We start from the raw sequence: 17,828 nt of genomic DNA, 5'->3' as shown, positions 1-17,828 counted from the left end.
CTTGTGTTTACTAGAGGTCTTCACCCCATTCTTTAAAAAACTGTTTCAGGTATAGCTCCATAAACTGATGCCGGTCGTCGGCCAGGGTTTTACCTGTTGAGGTATTCATCTTATCCTTAAGCAACAGTAGTTTTTCGTAAAAATGATTAATGGTTGGGCTGTTGCTTTTGCGGTACTCCTCGGTATCGTCGAATTGCTGAGGTGCAATCGCTGGATTATAAAAATCACGTTTTTTGTGGCCCCCATAGCTAAAGGCGCGGGCCACCCCAATGGCTCCAATAGCATCAAGCCGGTCGGCGTCTTGTACAATTTCTAACTCAAGTGAATGAAAAGGATTGTTATTCCATTGCTTGGAGAAGGAGATATTCTGGATAATTGCCAATATGTGCTGAATGCTTGATTCCGTTATTTGATAATCGTTCAGTTTATCTTCAATTAGCATTAAAGCCTCAATCTCATCAAAGAATTTGGTGTCGGCCAAGTCGTGCAGGATAACTGCCAGCAGAATAATGTTCCAATCACCACCTTCTTGCTGATGAATCAGGCGGGCATTATTCTGAACACGTTTAATGTGCCACCAGTCATGACCGGCATCACACTCTGATAGTTTTAATTGGGCCCATTCTTCTATCTCTGTAATTTGTTTGTTATTTAGCATTGGCTCGATAAACATATTCACAATCAAAAATAGCAAAAAAAGAGGAGTGCCAAAGTTTAGCTTATCCAACCATAAGTTGAAAAGCCGGGGAACGCATCAATTATTATTCATTCCTTTTGATTTAGCTTAGGTGATAGACGTATAAAAAAAGATCATGCATGCCTAAACCCCGTTTGATTGCCTACAGCTCAACTCTATAAATGTTTCAGAATGAGGAGTGGTAGTTTAGAATAATTCTAAGAATCTAAATATAGAATTATTTCTATATTTATACATTAAAATATCTACATTAATGTATTTAAAGTACTAAAATCCACATTTATGAAAAGAATCTATGTTTTAACGATGTTGGTTGGGCTGTTGATGCCTTCACTAACTTATGCCACCGATGGTTATTTTGGCGTTGGCTATGGGGCTCAAAATAAAGGGCTGGCCGGGGCAGGTATTGCCTGGTATAAAAACTCCCTGATAAACGGAAACCCTGCGGCGCATGTGCTCTTAGGTAAACAATACCAGTTAGGTGTTGGGTTTTTTAACCCTAACAGGCAATATACCGTGGCCGGTAATCCATCGATGATGCCTGGTACAATGGGTTTGATGCCAGGTACAGTAGAGAGTGACTCTAAATTATTTGTAGTGCCCAATATTGGTGCTAATTGGATGTTAAACGAGAAAAGTAGTTTGTCTGCTGTGCTGTTTGGTAATGGAGGTATGAACACGAACTATCCAGCGATGACTTTTGGCGATCAATCATCTTCAACAACTGGCGTTGACCTGGCACAAATGTTTCTGGGTGTTACCTATTCTCGCAAGCTGTCTGAAAAGCATAGCTTGGGTCTGACTGTTTTGGGTACCTATCAGTATTTTGAAGCAAAAGGGTTAGGTATGTTTGGTGAATTTGGCATGTCAAGTAACCCGGAGAAACTGACAGGAAATGGCCATGACAACTCATTTGGCGTAGGATTAAAGATTGGGTATTTGGGTCAACTTACCGATGCGTTGTCTGTTGGAGCAAGTTATCAGCCGAAAATCAACATGAGTACCTTTGATGAATATGCTGGTTTATTCGCTGAGCAGGGCGATTTTGATATCCCAGAGAACTTTACTATTGGTCTTGCCTATCAGGTAAATGATAAGCTAACTGCCATGTTCGACTATAAACGGATCAACTACTCAGGAGTGGCATCTATAGCAAATCCAATTGATCCGATGGCCTTGCCACCAGCATTCATGAATCCGGATGGTAGTTTCACCCCAAATCCAAACCATGTGCCACTTGGTGCCGATAATGGCTCCGGTTTTGGCTGGCAGGATATTAATGTATACAAACTGGGGCTTGAGTATGATAAAGGTAATAGCTGGGTATTCAGAGGAGGATTCTCACATAACGATCAACCAATTCCAGAATCTGAAGTTATTTTTAATATGTTAGCTCCTGGTGTAATCGAAAACCATATATCGCTAGGATGTTCAAAAGCTTTTGGAGAGTCTGGCCGTGCAATTCATTTGGCTATGGTATATGCTTTACCGGCATCGGTTAAAGGCTACAATCCTTTCGACTTTGATCCTGAGCAAGCTATGCAAGGCAATATGGTGCCGAATCAAACCATCGAATTGGAAATGAACCAATTTGAATTGGAGATAGCATTTACCTTCTAAACCAGGTAAGAAATATTTAAGATGGACATTGCCAGCCTGATTATCGGGTTGGCAATTTTTTTATTGATTCAATACGTTCTGCAAGTGCCTGATGGCGTCTTTCGTTAGCTAATGAGAAGGTGGCATTCTCTTGTTCTGTAAATTCAAATAAGCGCATGGCTTTTTCAAAGTGTATGAGTGCTGCTTGCGGTTTGTTGTTAGCTACCTGTAATTCACCTTCGGCATACAACAGTTCTGAAAGTACTTTCAGGTGGTCATTGGTGTAGTGATGTTCCGATAGAAGTTTGTCGGTTAACTTCTCTAAGGGAATAGCATGAAAAAAGGCTGCATCCTTCTTCAGAAAGTCAAGATATGCTTTTTCGAGCTGTTTGGCTGCCACCTGAAAATCACCTTTCTTAATAAGTCCAAGCAATAAGGCAATCAATTCAGAAAGCATCTCCATCATGCGCATTATATAATCTTTATGGTACATATCTATGTGTTTAATAAGATGCCTATATATCCAGATATTTAAATAAGTCTGTGCAACTGCTTCTAAACTGCACAATCATTTGCAGGTATGTGCCAGAATAAAAGTACCAAATGTTTTTTCGCGAAACGAATATAATCCGGGTTAACTTTTATAATAATTAGGATGGAGGAGTAATAAATCATCACTTAATGGCGTGCATATGCATTAAAACTGTAATTAAAATACAGTATTGTTATATGTTTTTAACAGTTTATTAATGAACAAAGGCTTTTTATAGATTATTTAAGGAGTTTTTGGAAAGAAGGTAAACATGCAAAAAACGACCCATGGGTATTTTATATCTGGAATTTTCTAAAGAAGTACGCTTTAAAATGTAAATTTTCAAACACACCCCCTAAAAAATAGCTTGATAAAGCTAAAAAGTAGTAAAAATGGATTTTGACCCCCTAAAAACAACATCAAAAATTGCACTTTATACTTTTTTAACAAAAATACCCCTTAATTTTTACATGCGGTTTCAAAAAAACCATCTATTTTTGCATCGTACCCTATTATTAAAAGGGGTCAAAATAAATTATTAACTATTTAAATTGTTTTTACTATGAAAAAAGTAAACGTATTAAGGAGGATTTTGCCAATAGCCGTATTGGCGTTATTATCCACAGGTGCATTCGGAAAAGGAAAGATCTTTATCAGCTCATACCTGAAAACAGATTATGCTGTTATCACAGCTCGTTTTGATGTGGCAGATAATTATCGGGTGAAAATTTTCAATAAATCAGGTGAAGAGCTTTATGCCAGTTCCAGAATTAATGGTGCAGAGTCGTTCCAGAAGCTTTTTGATTTAAAATCTTTAGCAGATGGAGAGTATACGATTGAGTTAACCAGTAAAAAGGAAAAATCATCTGAGAAATTTACCATTGAAAATCATTCATTGGTGAAAGTAAATGGTGCAAGTGACGATAGTGATATGCTGAAAGCATTTTTCAGAGTTGCCAATGACAAGCTATATGTTAGTCATATGAACTTTGATGAGGCAGCATTAAACATTACTATTGGTGATAGATTTGGTACTGAGATTTATAACTCAAGCCTGCCAACAGAGAGTACCTATTCAGGAATGTTTGATTTGACTAATCTTCCTTCAGGTGCTTATATGGTTTCATTAACTTCAGGAAATAAGGAGTACAGCTATGAATTTAATAAGTAATGATGAAAGTGACCAGGTAGACCAGGTAAGGTTTACAGAACGAATAAACGGTGTATCAACAATTTTGTAGATACACCGTTTTTATTTTTTATCTGTTTGACAGCTTCCTACAAGCTCCAGTAAGTAAGATCGTTTATCTTGTTACGATAAATGCCCTTCACATCAACAAAAACACCTTCATCAACCATAATGGATTTAAAGTAGTCTTCATCCAGCTTGATATATTCATCATGGTTTACTGCAACAATAACCGCATTGTACTTTTCTGTAACCTTATCAATTAAGCCATAGCCATACTCGTGCTTTAACTCATCCGATGAGGCGTGTGGGTCAACTACATCAACCTGTATGCTGAATGATTTCAGCTCATTAACCACATCAGCCACTTTCGAGTTACGTATATCACTCACGTTTTCTTTGAAGGTAGCACCCATAATCAAAACCTTGGCGCCGTTGATTTTGTTACCATTCGATATCATTTTCTTAACGACTGTTTTGGCAACATAGCCGCCCATTGAGTCGTTGATAAAACGGCCGCCGGTAATAATTTTCGAGTGGTAACCTAATTCGTTGGCTTTATAGGTGAGGTAGTAAGGATCGACGCCAATGCAGTGACCGCCTACCAAACCAGGGAAGAAACGCAGGAAATTCCATTTGGTGCCTGCTGCTTCAAGCACTTCGAAGGTATTAATATCCATGCGATCAAAGATGAGCGACAGTTCGTTCATCAGGGCAATGTTCACATCACGCTGTGTATTTTCAATAATTTTCGCTGCTTCGGCCACTTTTATTGAGCTGGCTTTGTGGATACCTGCAGTTATGATAGAAGCATAAACCTCTTCTATCACACGGGCCGACTCATCATCGCTACCTGAAACGATTTTTAGAATTTTAGTCAGTGTGTGTTCTTTATCACCAGGATTAATACGCTCGGGGCTAAAGCCTACTTTAAAATCAATATTCAGTTTTAAGCCCGACTCTTCTTCCAGGATAGGTACGCAATCATCTTCGGTACAGCCCGGATATACAGTCGACTCAAACACTACATAGTCACCTTTCTTAAGTGCTTTGCCAACTGCACGTGTGGCACTTAGCAACGGTGTTAGATCAGGTAGGTTGTGGTTGTTGATAGGTGTTGGAACAGCCACCACGTGGAAATTGGCCTCTTTTAAATCGGCTGCATTACTTGTATACGTGATATCGCACCCATTAAAAGCTTCAGCTTCCAGTTCATTACTTGGGTCTATGCCCTGGCGCATCAGTTCAACGCGTTCTTCTTTAATATCGAAACCAATGACCGACATTTTGCGGGCAAATTCTAAAGCGATTGGCAGGCCAACATAGCCCAGGCCTATTACTGATAGCTTTTTATCCTTGGCGAGAAGTTCTTTTAACATAGTTACTTATTTTAAAATCCAGTAGGTTGGTTATAAGGGTTTAATGCGTCTGTTCCTGACTGTTAATATTGTTAATTGATTATAATTTGAGCTGTTAAATTAAGAAAAATATCAGAATCCGAAGTTCATCCCAAAGGACAAGATGTTATCACCATTCCGGTAATAGGGGTTGGTGTATAGCTCCATGTCGGGCCCGCCAAAGCTGTTTTTAGTTGCTTCAACGAAAATAAAGCCATCGTTGATGACCTGGTAAGAGGCTTTAAGTGTGACGCTTTGGTTTTTGTAGCGCACCTCGTTTATGAAAGGCAATCCCAGGCGAATTTCCCGCTCGTCGGTATTGATTTCAGGATGTTCTTCAGCTTCGCCATCATCAAATATTTTTTGGTAGTCCTTACCTTTTCTAAACCAGGTATAGCTGGCTCTGATATCGAGGCCACGGATGGGTTTATAGCCCAATTCGAAAAACACTTCCTCAGCATTATCACGCAGGTAATGGCCCATTACGTACTTGTTACTTTTATAGGTAGTAGTTGGCACAAAATGTTCATAGACCAAAGGACGTATTCTGGTGTACTCTGCTGTTACCGATGTGTTGGGCAGCAGGTCGGTGGCTCTGAATCCCACCTTAATGCCGAAGTCATTGGTCATCTGGTCCTTATTAAACATGTTGGCCAGCCATATTTCATCTATAAACAGGGTGGTATAGAGGTGCAGGTTTTTGATTTGCCGGCTACTAATATCAAAATACATCTGCGCATTGTGGCCTACCCAATTGTCCCATGAGTTATAGGTGTGGTCAGCTGATTTGTAGAATAGAAATGGTACCAGAAAAGTTGGGTTGAAATCAACATCTCCATAAATCACCGAGTTACCAAAGGAGATGTTTAGTTTCTGCCATGGGCGAATGGTAAACATATTGGAGGCGATAAATTTATTGGCAAATACCTGGCGTTCGCCATTATAAACACCGTAGGTACGTGTTGAGTCAAGAACCTCGCTAACCAGCCAGCCATGGTAATAATGAAAATCAATCCATTTGGCTGGTTTCAGGCTAAAGGATATATACCCAAAAGAAGGAGCAAGAGCTGAATTAATTAGTTGGGAATGTTGGTTGTAGCCATGGCCCCATTGAATATGATCTTTGTGCAGGCCAATGCTGCCCCAGTTCCAGCTGTAAACAATGCCTCCCCGTGTTTCGGAATAATCGCGGGCATCGTGTTTACCTTTGTAAACGACTCCGTCGCGCTGCGAAATGTAGCGTGGTCCGCCCAGGTACTGGGATTCATGATTATCGCGCAGGCTGCCATACACCGCCAGGTGCTTACCAATGGAGCCATAAAACTCTGCACCGCCCCAGCGGTGGTAAACTGTTTTATCTCCGTTATTGAAGAACAGTCCGCCAATAATAGGATTAACTGTTACTTTGAAGAGAGAATCACTGTGGTAAAGCACATCAAAACGTTTATCAAAGTCTTTGCCTGTTGTCAGTTCCTTATTAAAGTCCTTTAAGTAAAACGCTAGTTCCTGTTGCTGGCGTTTAGTGAGTGAGGAGTGACCATTGGCTTGTTGAAGGGCTTTGGCAATGGTCATGCGCGAATAGGGCTTAATTGCCGAATTAATATCTATGATACCCTTGTTGGCCAGTTCATCCACAAAGTCATAAACAGCTTTGTTGCTAATATGATAAGGGACTTCCTGAGCCTGCAAATCTGCCGTGAGCAGGCTTAAGGTAAATAAGACTAAAAGAGCTCGATACATATCATGTAAGGTTTGATGGGGTCGAATGTAAACAAATCGCCCAACCAAATCAAATCCGACGTGGCTCCTTTGTCATTGAAATATATAATGTTATCAGGTGTCAGGAGGATTTTGTCAGAGTGAATAGTCCGTTACTCAAAAAAAAAGTGAATGAACATTAATTTGGTAAGCGGCCAAATACCTTTAATAGCTGCTTATGGAACTTATGAAAGCCTTTAACCGGTTCGGCAAACATAAAAATGCATTTAGAGTGGATGATTTCCTGCTGGTATTCTTCGGCAATGGCAATGGTATTTTCGGTATTTGAAAACTGCTGTACCCATATGTTTTTAATGCCTTTATTAATGGCTTCTTTTAATACCTTATCTGTTTCGTTTTTGGGTGTGATAATGAGTAAGCTTTCGGTATGTTCTGGTAGCTCGTTAACAGACTGGTAGCAAACGTGTCCGTTAATGTTATTTGTATTCGGATTGATGGGGAGTACCTGGTAGCCACTTTTAACCAGTTCATCGAATACCTTACGGCCGAATTTTCGTTCATCGGTGCTAACACCTGCAATGGCAATGCTTTGTGCTTTTAAAAAATCGTCAATTTGTTGTTTGGTCACTGTCATGATGATAAGTATTGGGACAACAAATTTCTTATAAAAACCTGTTTATATCAAGCTTCAGTGTTTTAATAAAAGGATACAGATTAGGTCAGTCGCCTGATGAATTTACTAATGTTGATTGACAAGATGCTATAGAAGTGCTTTTAGCCATATAGTGTTGGGTTTGTATGAGTAATGCAATAATGGCTAATGGAATGCGTAATTATCGTTTGTGCCAGTAAAAAGAAATGTTCTTTGATTTTTTATTTGATTTTCTTTTTTATTTTTGACGCTGTATTTCATAAATAAAACAAAGATTCATATATGAAACTTCAAAATACAAAGGATGATGAAAAGAACTATTCTGTTCCTAACTTAGAGCGAGCATTGACCATTATTGAATTGTTAATGGAGTACTCGCATGGACTTACTTTGGCTGAATTGCAAGATAAATTAGGTTTTCCTAAAAGTTCACTTTTCCGCATAACACAAACGTTAGTTGACCGAAAATATTTGATAAAATGTGAGCAGCCTTCGCGTTTTATTCTATCCAAAAAATTTCTTCATATCGGTTTATCAACTCTTTCAGAATCAAGTTTAGTTGAAAATAGTTTGCCGGTAATGCGCCAGATAAGAGACGAGTTAAAGGAAACGGTATTATTAGGTTCTTTGGCAGATCAGCAGGGCGTTCTACTGGAACAGGTACTCGGGCTTCATCCTTTTACCTTTATGCTGAAGATTGGCAAGCGCTTCAATCTGCATGCTTCTGCACCAGGCAAAGCGATTATTGCTTTTATGCCGCCAAGTGAGCAAGAAGTTATTATAGCACGGATGGGTTTTGAAAAATTTAACAACAATACTATCACTACAAAGAGTCACTATTTGAAGGAGTTAATTCAGGTGAAAAGTTGTGGTTATAGCTTTGATCATGCTGAAGAATTAGATGGTGTGCATTGTGTAGGTGCACCAATCTTTAATCAGTATGGCTACCCTATCGCGGCACTTTGGGTAACAGCCCCTTCTGCAAGATTACCGCATGAAGATTTTGATAAGACTGGAAGAATATTGAAAGAAGCAGGCTTGGCAATCTCTCGTTTATGGGGATTCGATAATTAATTCTGGTTAATGTAAGTGTACTATGAAAAATGCTCAAATAGCGACTCTTATTATTTCTGTTTTATGCATCGTTGGAAACTGTGACAACGTGTTAGGACAACATGTAGTGAATGGTCCTTTGTCAACCACAGATGTTGCAAGCGATGAAACGGGAGAATATCTTTTCTTACTGCAGAAAACGGCTAAAAGACTTGACCTATTATCAAGAGAAGATTACCAAATGAATCACCGATGGTTTTTTAATGATGAGCCAACAGGAGTGGTGGTTAAAGATGGACGTGCCTATGTTACCAGTTCCTATGCAACAGGTTTAGTAACTGTTATTGATATTTTATCTAAGGAAAAGATCATTGAGATAAATGTTCCAATGGGTGCAACTAGTCCGGTATTAAGCCATGATGGAGCAAAGCTGTATGTTTGTTGCCAATACGATAACTCACTGGCTGAGATTGATTTGATTTCCAATAAGGTAAAGCGGAATGTCTCTTTGTTAAGAGAACCTGTAGGGGCTGTTTTGAGCAATGATGGGAAATACTTATACGTTACTAATTTTTTACCTGCTCAACGAGCCGATGTTGAGGTGGTGACTGCCAAGGTGTCTGTTGTAGATACTAAAACAATGAAACGCGTTAAAGACATTGCTTTGGCAAATGGGAGTAATGCGTTGAGAGGTATTTGTATTTCCTCAGATGGCAGGTATATTTTTATCACGCATAATTTAGGGCGTTTTCAGGTGCCAACCTCACAATTGCAACAAGGATGGATGAACACCAGTGGATTAAGTATCATACACACGGCGTCACAATCCTATTTGGGCACAGTGCTGTTAGATGAACCCGAGTATGGTGCTGCCGGAATCTGGGATGTATCCTGCGATGCTGATAAAATGCTTATCAGTCATTCTGGAACACATGATATCAGTGTAATAGATTACGCGGCATTTATTAACAAGTTTGAACAAACAGATAAAAAGGAAGAACTCTCATACGATTTGCGGTTTTTCACGGATATACGGTATCGGTTAAAAGTTGTTGGTAATGGGCCACGTTCATTATTATTAGATGGTGAGCAGGCTGTTGTGCCAACCTATTTTTCTGATACGCTTAATGTTATAGACCTGGTTAGTCGGCAGATTTATACGCATGCCCTTAATCCTAATTTGAAAGAAACCATTGAAAGGAGAGGAGAGCGAATCTTTAACGATGCATCACACTGTTTTCAAGGCTGGCAATCATGCAATGGGTGTCACCCGGGGGATGCCCGTTCTGATGGAATGAATTGGGATCTTCTGAATGATGGAATTGGGAATCCAAAGAACTGTAAAAGTCTACTTTATGCTCATCAAACTGCACCTGCTATGATTTCGGGTATCAGACCTGATGCCGAAACGGCTGTTAGAGCTGGATTTAAGCATATTCAATTTGCCGAAATAGGTGAAGAGGATGCAAAGGCTGTTGATGCTTACCTGAATTCACTTAGGCCATTGCCGAGTCCTTATCTCGAACAAGGGAATTTAAGTGAAAAGGCAAAACGAGGTAAAAAAGTATTTCAGAAAGCTAGCTGTAATTATTGTCACAGCGGACCGCTATATACTGATATGCAGATGCACAAAATTGGCTCTTTTGAATTTGAGAAGGGTTGGGATACGCCTACACTCAAAGAAGTGTGGCGAACAGCTCCTTATCTTTTCGATGGTCGTGCCGAGAGTATAGAAATCTTATTAAAGGATTTTAAACACGGTTTGGAAAGGCAAAAACTAAAGAAGAAAGAGATGGAGGATTTAATTGAGTATGTTAAATCACTTTAGCCTAAAACTTAAATATTAGATGTTTAAAGCTGACTATCATATTGTAAAGTCAACCATTAGTACCAATGTTGTTGATATGTTTAATGACTGTATTAGGCAATTAATTGCAGATGAGGGTATTCTACGCATAGCTGTTTTCTGGAATCCTGACGGGAACGAAGGATATGTAGATGATAAAAGGCGACTATTAGCTACTGCTGCCGAACGATTCGGCAACAATCAACCATCTATTAGTTTTATTGCGCAAAAACCACTGGATTCAAAAATGGTACTTGAAGTGGTACAGGTACCTTGTTGCTTAAATACCCAACTTATCTTTAAAAAAAATCATGGTATATCATATGCAAAAGTCATTAAGGAGGAGTATTGTGAATTGCACTTATCTGGTGTGTCGGCACCTCTACATTTGAGTGTAAGGCAACAAGCCAACCAGATTTTTCACACAATCAAAAGCATTCTTGAATGTGAGGGAATGCCTATAAATTCTATTGTTAGACAATGGAACTATATTGAGTGCATTACTGATTTGGATGGTGAGTCGCAACGCTACCAGTTATTTAACGATGAACGCACTTCGTTTTATGAAATGACAGATTGGCCCAATGGATTTCCGGCAGCAACTGGTATTGGTATGAAGGCAGGTGGTATAGTGGTCGATTGTCTGGCTGTTTCAGGAGTTGATCAGGATCTTCCATTAACCAACCCTCTTCAGATTGATGCCCATGCTTACACGCAGGGAGTTTTAATTGGAGCAGAAGACCAGAATAGAGGAATCAAAACCACGCCCAAGTTTGAACGGGCTAAATATATTGGGAATCTCAATAAGGCATTAGTCTATGTCTCTGGCACGGCAGCCATAAGAGGAGAGAGTAGTCTTGGAGCAGGTAATGCTGCCAGGCAAACGCAACTAACACTCGAAAATATCAGTCATTTGGTGTCGACGGATAATACAGTAACTCCAGTTTCAGGTGTAAGGGACCTGGAAATGTTAAGGGTGTATATCAAACATGAAGAGGATTTTGAAGAGATTAGAGCGGTGTGTTCCCAATACAATGCTGCCGCCAATGTTAGCTACTTATTGTCCGATATATGTAGGGATGAGCTATTGGTTGAAATAGAATCAGTTTTCTCGCTATCGGTAGTGTAACGGTTAAGAATAGAAAAAAGAGAATAACAATAAAATTAATGATATGAAAAGGAGAGATGTCCTTAAAATGACGGCCTTAGGCTCTGTAGGAGTGGTTGCAGCAAGTGTCAGCAACTCATGTGCAAGCACTGCTGTAAAAGAGAAAGAATGTGAAAAAACATGCACAAAGATGGTGAAGAGATATACAAATGATGATTACTATGTCAATGGACAATTAAGTGCAGATAAAGCACTTCAGGCTTACAAGGAAATGTTTGCGCATTACAATTATCCGTTAGATGAGTTCTTATTGACAAACATGTTCATTACAGATTTTGGCCTCGGGGATTTTGAAAATGTCGGTATGGCGGGTGTATTTTGGTACAACGATGCAAAACATGGCTACTTTGCACATGAAATCTTTTTATTGCCCGGTCAAATGATTGTAGAGCATCAACATGTAGAAACCGAGCATCCGGCTAAGATGGAATCCTGGCATGTACGCCAGGGAACAATCTTTACATTTGGTGAGGGTGATGAAACGCCTAACAACCCACCTACACCAGTGAGCCAGAAGGAATTTATCACAGTAAATAACGTTGTTGAATTAAAATGTAATGGTATTAATACCTTGAACAGAGCTGAAGCGCCTCACTTTATGATGGCTGGGGCAGAAGGAGCTATTGTGTCAGAGTATGCTAATTATCATGACGGAAATGGCTTAAGATTTACAAATCCCAACGTATCATTTACTGACATACTTGGTAATGTATAGCCCTCAGGGGTGAAAATGGAACAGGCCGGGAAGCTGATGTACCAGCCTCTCCCTATTGCTATTGGTGGAGGAAAAAAGCGACTGAACAGGAATCGCAGGAGTTTTGCTAAATGCTATTTGCTAATAATATGAATGGAATACCTATATCGTGGAGGATAACATTGTTGATTTTGGCAACCTTAGTCATGGGGTGTCATAACGATACACCAACGATGCTTATGGCCGGTTCAGGCTGGGATGAAATCGTAAAGACTGATAAAAATGGTCATATTCTTTGGCGGCATAAGCTTGAAAAGGATCAGGAGTGCAATGAAGTAACAGAATTAGCAAATGGAAATATCCTGTATGCACACCGAACTGGAGCCAAGGTGATTACCGCCAGGCATGAAGTAGTGTGGGAATATATGGCACCAGAAGGAACCGAGCTGCAATCAGCATCTGTAACTAAGGAAGGCAACTACCTCCTGGGGCAATGTGGTTGTCCGGCTAAAATAATGGAGTTTACGCCACAAGGTGATAAACTGAAGGAGCTGGTGTTTAATACAGGGATTAAGAAGCCTCATTCACAATTTAGAAGAATTCGTAAAACAGAAAAGGGAACATACTTAGTTCCAATATTAAGTAATGGTGAGGTGCATGAATATAATGAGGATGGCCATTTGCAACAGGTCGTTAAAGTTGGCGGCGTTCCATTTTCATTAGTTGTACTGCCAAGTAATAATTGGCTGGTTTCTTTGGGCGATGCACATCGTTTAGTCGAAATTAACCCACAAACCAGTGAAGTGATTTGGGAGGTAAATGAATATGATATCGATAGCGTTGCCTTGCAATATGTGGCCGAGGCAATCAGACTTGAGAATGGGCATACCATTATTTGTAACTGGGGAGGTCATGCCCGTAATAGTCAGCCAACAGCTTCGGTTGTTGAGATTGATTCGGATGCAAATGTTATCTGGAAACTGGAGGATAAAGATAATTTAGGACTTATTTCAACCATTGATCCGCACTGGCATTTAACATATCTGCGTTGAATCTGCCTGCAGACCTAAAGCTAATAGAGTGTTTGTTGCACAAGAAAAAATTGAATAATGAAAAAGAAATTTACATTAAAACAAATTGTAGCTATTCTAGGGCTCATAATTGCATTTCAAAGCGGGTGGTCTCAAACAGCTGATAAGGTATATATGCGCGCAGAGGACTGGGCCAGTGCTGTTCTGCAAACAAAGGCAAGGGTGCAGCAGACTTTTAGTGAGCATAATTTGCCATTTTCCACTGATGTTGTCAGAAAGGGTGAGCAGCCAAGAAAAATATCATTAAATGTTTCGCAGTTAAAACAGCTGGTTTTAATTACTTGGGGAACCAAGGATGGAACACGAAATGATCATAGTGCCTGGGTAAATGCCAAACTGATCACCAAGTCGGGTGAAACTGTTTGGCTTGATGAAATGAAATTTAAGAAAGAATACGCCCAATTTGGTCATCCTACCCGAAATCAGAACAAACAGCATAAGCCAATTATTATTGCGGGGAAACAATATGATCGAGGTATTTACACCCATGGTAATGGGGAGTTGATTGTTGAATTGGATGGTCAATACGATCGATTTGAGGCAGAGGTAGGGATTGAAAACCTTGGAAATAAATCGTCATCAGTCATTTTTAAAGTACAGAATATTACCACTTCTGCTATAGCTAATCGTCTGTCTCAGGATTTTCCTGAGGAAATGCGTTACTTTTTAAGTCATGCCAACACCGAAGCTGATATCTGGCTTACCTCATATGATGGTCAGGAAGAAGAGGCGGCTTTGAAAAACCTCATTGCCAAACTTGAAGAACCAGCTCATTTTCAGAAGGAGATGAGGAGGGTGAGTGCTTTGGCGAAAGACAAAAAAATAGAAGCCTGCCTGCAGCTTTTTAAGCGTGTATTGAATGTGTATTCTTTGCAGGAAGAGCTTGAATGGGTCAAGCCGGAGTCGATTCAATTGGCGGTTGAAAATATGAAGCAAGATGCCAATTTCGATACGACCCGTTATACGTCTATGCTAAAAGAAATTAGTCATTTGCTGCCCCTGGTTCAAAAAGGAATATACACGGAAGAACAGCAAGCTTTTGTTGATGCTGAGAAGATTCTGTCAGCCAGGAGAGAGATTTTACTGGCCAACCCACTTTTGGATATGGATAGAATCCTTGTTGTTCGTCATAAGCTAAAGAATAATGCCCGAATAGAGATGGGACCGGGTATCGGAACACAAAGTAATAACTGGTCGGGGCATAACTCTCAGCGAAAGAATGGGTTCGACTGTGAAATTACAGAGTTGAGCAATCTGCGAGGACAAATACAAAGCAAAACAATTTATAAACCAGATAATGGTGCACCAGTAAGCGATTTGCAATTGCACTGGGACGCCGATCGTTTACTATTTACAACAGTCGGAGATAATGATACCTGGCAGCTGTTTGAAGTTAAAACGGATGGCACAGGATTACACCAAGTAACACAGAGTGAAGAGAAAGATTTGAACTTCTTCGACGGAACATATTTGCCGAATGGTAAAATATTAGCCGTATCCAATATTGGATATCACGGAGTACCTTGTGTGAGCGGAAATGATATTGTAGGTAATATTTGCCTGTATGATCCAAAAACACATGATTTACGCCGCTTAAACTTTGGACAGGATAACGATTGGGACCCCATTGTAATGAACAACGGACGTGTGATGTATTTGCGATGGGAGTATACCGATAATACCCACTACTTTTCGCGTATAATGATGCACATGAATCCGGATGGTACCAATAAAAAGGAACTATATGGAAGTGGTTCTTACTGGCCAAACAGTATGTTTGATGCGCAGCCGCTGCCCGGTAAAGACAATACTCAGTTCATAGCCATAGTGTCGGGTCACCATGGCATCGCGCGTTCAGGCCGACTGGTATTATTCGATCCGAAAAAAGGTCGCCAGGAAGAGAAAGGAGTTGTGCAGGAAATACCCTATCGCAACAAATATGTTGTACCTGAAATAAAAGATCGCCTGGTAGATGGTGTTTGGCCTCAGTTTCTCAAACCACGTGCGTTAAGCAAGGAATACTTTTTAGTAACCGCCAAAATGTCTCCTGAGTCATTGTGGGGTTTATACCTGGTGGATATTTTCGATAATGTTACACCGATTGTTCAGTTTGAAGGAGAAGGTATTACAGAGGCTACTCCGGTACATAAAAAAACAACACCACCGGTTATACCTGAAAAGGTGAACCTTAAAGATACTGAATCAACCATTTATATACAGGATATTTATGAAGGAGCAGGGACCAAAGGTGTGCCGCGTGGAACCATTAAAGAATTGCGTATTATCGCCTATGAGTTTGCCTATATCAAATCGCCATCAGGCCATATGGAGCATGGCATACAAAGTGGATGGGATATAAAGCGTGTATTAGGTACTGTGCCTGTTGAGGATGATGGTTCGGTCATCTTTAAAGTGCCTGCCAATATGCCAATTACTATTCAGCCATTAGATGGCGAAGGAGCAGCTGTTCAATTGATGCGTAGCTGGCTCACGGGTATGCCGGGAGAGGTGGTGTCTTGTGTAGGTTGCCACGAGAACCAAAATACCATTGCAAAACCAAAATTTACTATTGCCTCAAAAATGCAACCCCGTGAGCTGACGCCTCCGTTTGATGGGGTGAGAGCTATTACTTTTGAACATGAGATTCAACCAATCCTTAACAAGCGATGCGTGGCTTGTCATGATGGAAAGAATCATTTGCCTGATTTCAAAGATAACTCACCTGAAAAAGTGACAAAGTTTGGTAAAAGCTACCTGGCATTTCATCCTTTTATCAATAGACAAGGGCCTGAAGCAGATATTTATGTGATGAAGCCAATGGAGTACCACGCTAATACAAGTGATTTAGTGCAAATGCTTAAGAAGGGGCATCACAATGTTGAACTGAGTGATGAGGAATGGCAGACCTTATATAGATGGATTGACTGTAATGCCCCATATAATGGTGTGTTTAATGCCAATGAATACTGTGGCTATAATCAGGTGGACCGTCGTCAGGAATTGATGGAGAAGTACAACAATGTAAAAGTAGACTGGAAAGGTGAATTACATGCTTACATTGAAAAATTAGCAGCTAAAGGTGAGGTAGAACCAGTCATGCCACCAGCCGAAGAACCTGTCATGCATCAACAAACAAAGTTGCGTAATTGGCCATTCTCATCTAAAACAGCAAGCAGACGTCAAAACGACGGTGGCGATGCCTTAAAAGTAATAGAACTAGCACCAGGTGTTACTATGAAAATGGTACGTATACCATCCGGTTCATTTGTAATGGGTTCAGAAAATGGAGACATCGATGAATATCCCCGCTCAAAGGTTAAGGTGAAAAAGGCATTTTGGATGGGTGCATTTGAAGTGACCAATGAACAATATACGGCAGTGGTGCCAGAGCACGATAGTCGTTATATTGCTCAATTCTGGAAAGATCATGTTAATCCGGGATATCCGGCTAATATGCCCAATCAACCAGTTATTCGTATTAGCTGGGAAGAGGCCATGGCTTTCTGTGATAAACTAAGCGAGCAGTTAGGTATGCAGGTTAGTTTGCCAACTGAAGCACAATGGGAATGGGCGGCCCGGTCTGGTAGTGAAGAAGATTTCTGGTTTGGGGAATCTAATACTAACTTCTCTTCTTATGCCAATTTAGCCGATAAGCAGTTGGCGAATATGGCAGTGATAGGCGTGGACCCAAAACCTATGTCTGAAAAGCACCACCTGAGACCTTACTTTGATTTTATACCTCGTTCTAAAACGGTGGACGATGGCAACATGCTTGGAGCAGAAGTAGGTCAATACGAAGCTAATCCATGGGGATTATATGATATGATTGGAAACGTAGCTGAATGGACGCGTACCGATTATGCGCCATATCCCTATAAGGAGAATGACGGCCGAAACGCTGGAACGTTGCCTGCTGATAAAGTAGCTCGCGGAGGTTCCTGGAGAGACAGGCCCGAGAAGGCATCTTCTTCGCACCGAAAGGCTTTCAAGAGCTGGCAAAAAGTATATAATGTAGGGTTTAGGATTGTCATAGAAGAGTAAATTCTGAGAGTTTAATATTTTTACTAATTGATAACCTGAATTTAAGGTGTGGCCTGAATAAATAACTGATTTACTGCTTGCAACTTTATCGCAATAGTTCACTGTTTCCCTGGAGATGTGCGTTGTAAATCAGTTCTTTATAGTTGCAGG

13 protein-coding genes are annotated in these 17,828 nt (G+C 40.3%); 8 read left to right on the top strand and 5 right to left on the bottom strand.

Going from position 1 to position 17,828, the window contains the following annotated elements; genetic code table 11:
- Positions 1-10: 10 nt before the first annotated feature.
- Positions 11-658, bottom strand: a complete 648-nt coding sequence (locus KDU71_RS05700; RefSeq protein ID WP_212188951.1) for an HD domain-containing protein — start codon at positions 656-658, stop codon at positions 11-13.
- Between the two features lie 321 nt (positions 659-979).
- Here KDU71_RS05700 and KDU71_RS05695 point away from each other — a divergent pair, with 321 nt between their 5' ends.
- Complete coding sequence (locus KDU71_RS05695) at positions 980-2,317, top strand: OmpP1/FadL family transporter (protein ID WP_212188950.1); 1,338 nt, start codon at positions 980-982, stop codon at positions 2,315-2,317.
- Positions 2,318-2,357: 40 nt separating this feature from the next.
- On the opposite strand, the gene KDU71_RS05690 is transcribed toward KDU71_RS05695, so the two are convergent.
- On the bottom strand, positions 2,358-2,789 hold the full coding sequence (locus tag KDU71_RS05690) for a hypothetical protein (protein WP_212188949.1): 432 nt from the start codon (positions 2,787-2,789) through the stop codon (positions 2,358-2,360).
- 601 nt (positions 2,790-3,390) lie between these two features.
- Here KDU71_RS05690 and KDU71_RS05685 point away from each other — a divergent pair.
- The gene (locus KDU71_RS05685; protein ID WP_212188948.1) at positions 3,391-3,999 is read left to right on the top strand and encodes a DUF3244 domain-containing protein; all 609 of its coding nucleotides are present in this window, start codon (positions 3,391-3,393) and stop codon (positions 3,997-3,999) included.
- Between the two features lie 107 nt (positions 4,000-4,106).
- Here KDU71_RS05685 and KDU71_RS05680 read toward each other — a convergent pair whose 3' ends face one another.
- The 3 genes from KDU71_RS05680 to KDU71_RS05670 form a co-directional block, all read right to left on the bottom strand.
- Positions 4,107-5,396: a nucleotide sugar dehydrogenase gene (locus KDU71_RS05680; protein ID WP_212188947.1), complete on the bottom strand. Its 1,290-nt coding sequence runs from the start codon at positions 5,394-5,396 to the stop codon at positions 4,107-4,109.
- 111 nt (positions 5,397-5,507) lie between these two features.
- Positions 5,508-7,154: a hypothetical protein gene (locus KDU71_RS05675; protein WP_212188946.1), complete on the bottom strand. Its 1,647-nt coding sequence runs from the start codon at positions 7,152-7,154 to the stop codon at positions 5,508-5,510.
- Positions 7,155-7,311: 157 nt separating this feature from the next.
- Positions 7,312-7,767 carry a CoA-binding protein gene (locus KDU71_RS05670; RefSeq protein ID WP_212188945.1) on the bottom strand — a complete coding sequence of 152 codons (456 nt, stop codon included), beginning with the start codon at positions 7,765-7,767 and terminating at the stop codon, positions 7,312-7,314.
- A 300-nt stretch (positions 7,768-8,067) separates the two neighbouring features.
- Here KDU71_RS05670 and KDU71_RS05665 point away from each other — a divergent pair, with 300 nt between their 5' ends.
- From KDU71_RS05665 to KDU71_RS05640, 6 genes are all read left to right on the top strand, one after another.
- The gene (locus KDU71_RS05665) at positions 8,068-8,859 is read left to right on the top strand and encodes an IclR family transcriptional regulator (protein WP_212188944.1); all 792 of its coding nucleotides are present in this window, start codon (positions 8,068-8,070) and stop codon (positions 8,857-8,859) included.
- A gap of 22 nt (positions 8,860-8,881) precedes the next feature.
- A complete protein-coding gene (locus KDU71_RS05660; protein ID WP_212188943.1) occupies positions 8,882-10,666 on the top strand; it encodes a YncE family protein in 1,785 nt (594 codons plus the stop codon).
- A 19-nt stretch (positions 10,667-10,685) separates the two neighbouring features.
- Positions 10,686-11,813, top strand: a complete 1,128-nt coding sequence (locus KDU71_RS05655) for a chorismate transformation enzyme, FkbO/Hyg5 family (protein ID WP_212188942.1) — start codon at positions 10,686-10,688, stop codon at positions 11,811-11,813.
- A 43-nt stretch (positions 11,814-11,856) separates the two neighbouring features.
- Positions 11,857-12,567 (top strand): cupin domain-containing protein, encoded by a 711-nt coding sequence (locus KDU71_RS05650; RefSeq protein WP_212188941.1) that lies wholly within the window; start codon positions 11,857-11,859, stop codon positions 12,565-12,567.
- Between the two features lie 170 nt (positions 12,568-12,737).
- Positions 12,738-13,598, top strand: coding sequence for a beta-propeller domain-containing protein (locus tag KDU71_RS05645; protein WP_212188940.1), 861 nt, complete (start codon positions 12,738-12,740; stop codon positions 13,596-13,598).
- Positions 13,599-13,655: 57 nt separating this feature from the next.
- Positions 13,656-17,678: an SUMF1/EgtB/PvdO family nonheme iron enzyme gene (locus KDU71_RS05640; RefSeq protein WP_212188939.1), complete on the top strand. Its 4,023-nt coding sequence runs from the start codon at positions 13,656-13,658 to the stop codon at positions 17,676-17,678.
- Positions 17,679-17,828: the final 150 nt, after the last annotated feature.

Source organism: Carboxylicivirga sediminis (assembly GCF_018156225.1).
Taxonomy (GTDB): Bacteria; Bacteroidota; Bacteroidia; order Bacteroidales; family Marinilabiliaceae; genus Carboxylicivirga; species Carboxylicivirga sediminis.
The sequence above is the reverse complement of the archived record's forward strand: the minus strand, read 5'-3'. Positions and strand labels throughout refer to the sequence as shown.

What these genes read in the sequence shown, in the direction of transcription:
- KDU71_RS05700 (WP_212188951.1), bottom strand. Translation starts at nt 658, where the DNA reads ATGCTAAATAACAAACAAATTACAGAGATAGAAGAATGGGCCCAATTA.
- KDU71_RS05695 (WP_212188950.1), top strand. Translation starts at nt 980, where the DNA reads ATGAAAAGAATCTATGTTTTAACGATGTTGGTTGGGCTGTTGATGCCT.
- KDU71_RS05690 (WP_212188949.1), bottom strand. Translation starts at nt 2,789, where the DNA reads ATGTACCATAAAGATTATATAATGCGCATGATGGAGATGCTTTCTGAA.
- KDU71_RS05685 (WP_212188948.1), top strand. Translation starts at nt 3,391, where the DNA reads ATGAAAAAAGTAAACGTATTAAGGAGGATTTTGCCAATAGCCGTATTG.
- KDU71_RS05680 (WP_212188947.1), bottom strand. Translation starts at nt 5,396, where the DNA reads ATGTTAAAAGAACTTCTCGCCAAGGATAAAAAGCTATCAGTAATAGGC.
- KDU71_RS05675 (WP_212188946.1), bottom strand. Translation starts at nt 7,154, where the DNA reads ATGTATCGAGCTCTTTTAGTCTTATTTACCTTAAGCCTGCTCACGGCA.
- KDU71_RS05670 (WP_212188945.1), bottom strand. Translation starts at nt 7,767, where the DNA reads ATGACAGTGACCAAACAACAAATTGACGATTTTTTAAAAGCACAAAGC.
- KDU71_RS05665 (WP_212188944.1), top strand. Translation starts at nt 8,068, where the DNA reads ATGAAACTTCAAAATACAAAGGATGATGAAAAGAACTATTCTGTTCCT.
- KDU71_RS05660 (WP_212188943.1), top strand. Translation starts at nt 8,882, where the DNA reads ATGAAAAATGCTCAAATAGCGACTCTTATTATTTCTGTTTTATGCATC.
- KDU71_RS05655 (WP_212188942.1), top strand. Translation starts at nt 10,686, where the DNA reads ATGTTTAAAGCTGACTATCATATTGTAAAGTCAACCATTAGTACCAAT.
- KDU71_RS05650 (WP_212188941.1), top strand. Translation starts at nt 11,857, where the DNA reads ATGAAAAGGAGAGATGTCCTTAAAATGACGGCCTTAGGCTCTGTAGGA.
- KDU71_RS05640 (WP_212188939.1), top strand. Translation starts at nt 13,656, where the DNA reads ATGAAAAAGAAATTTACATTAAAACAAATTGTAGCTATTCTAGGGCTC.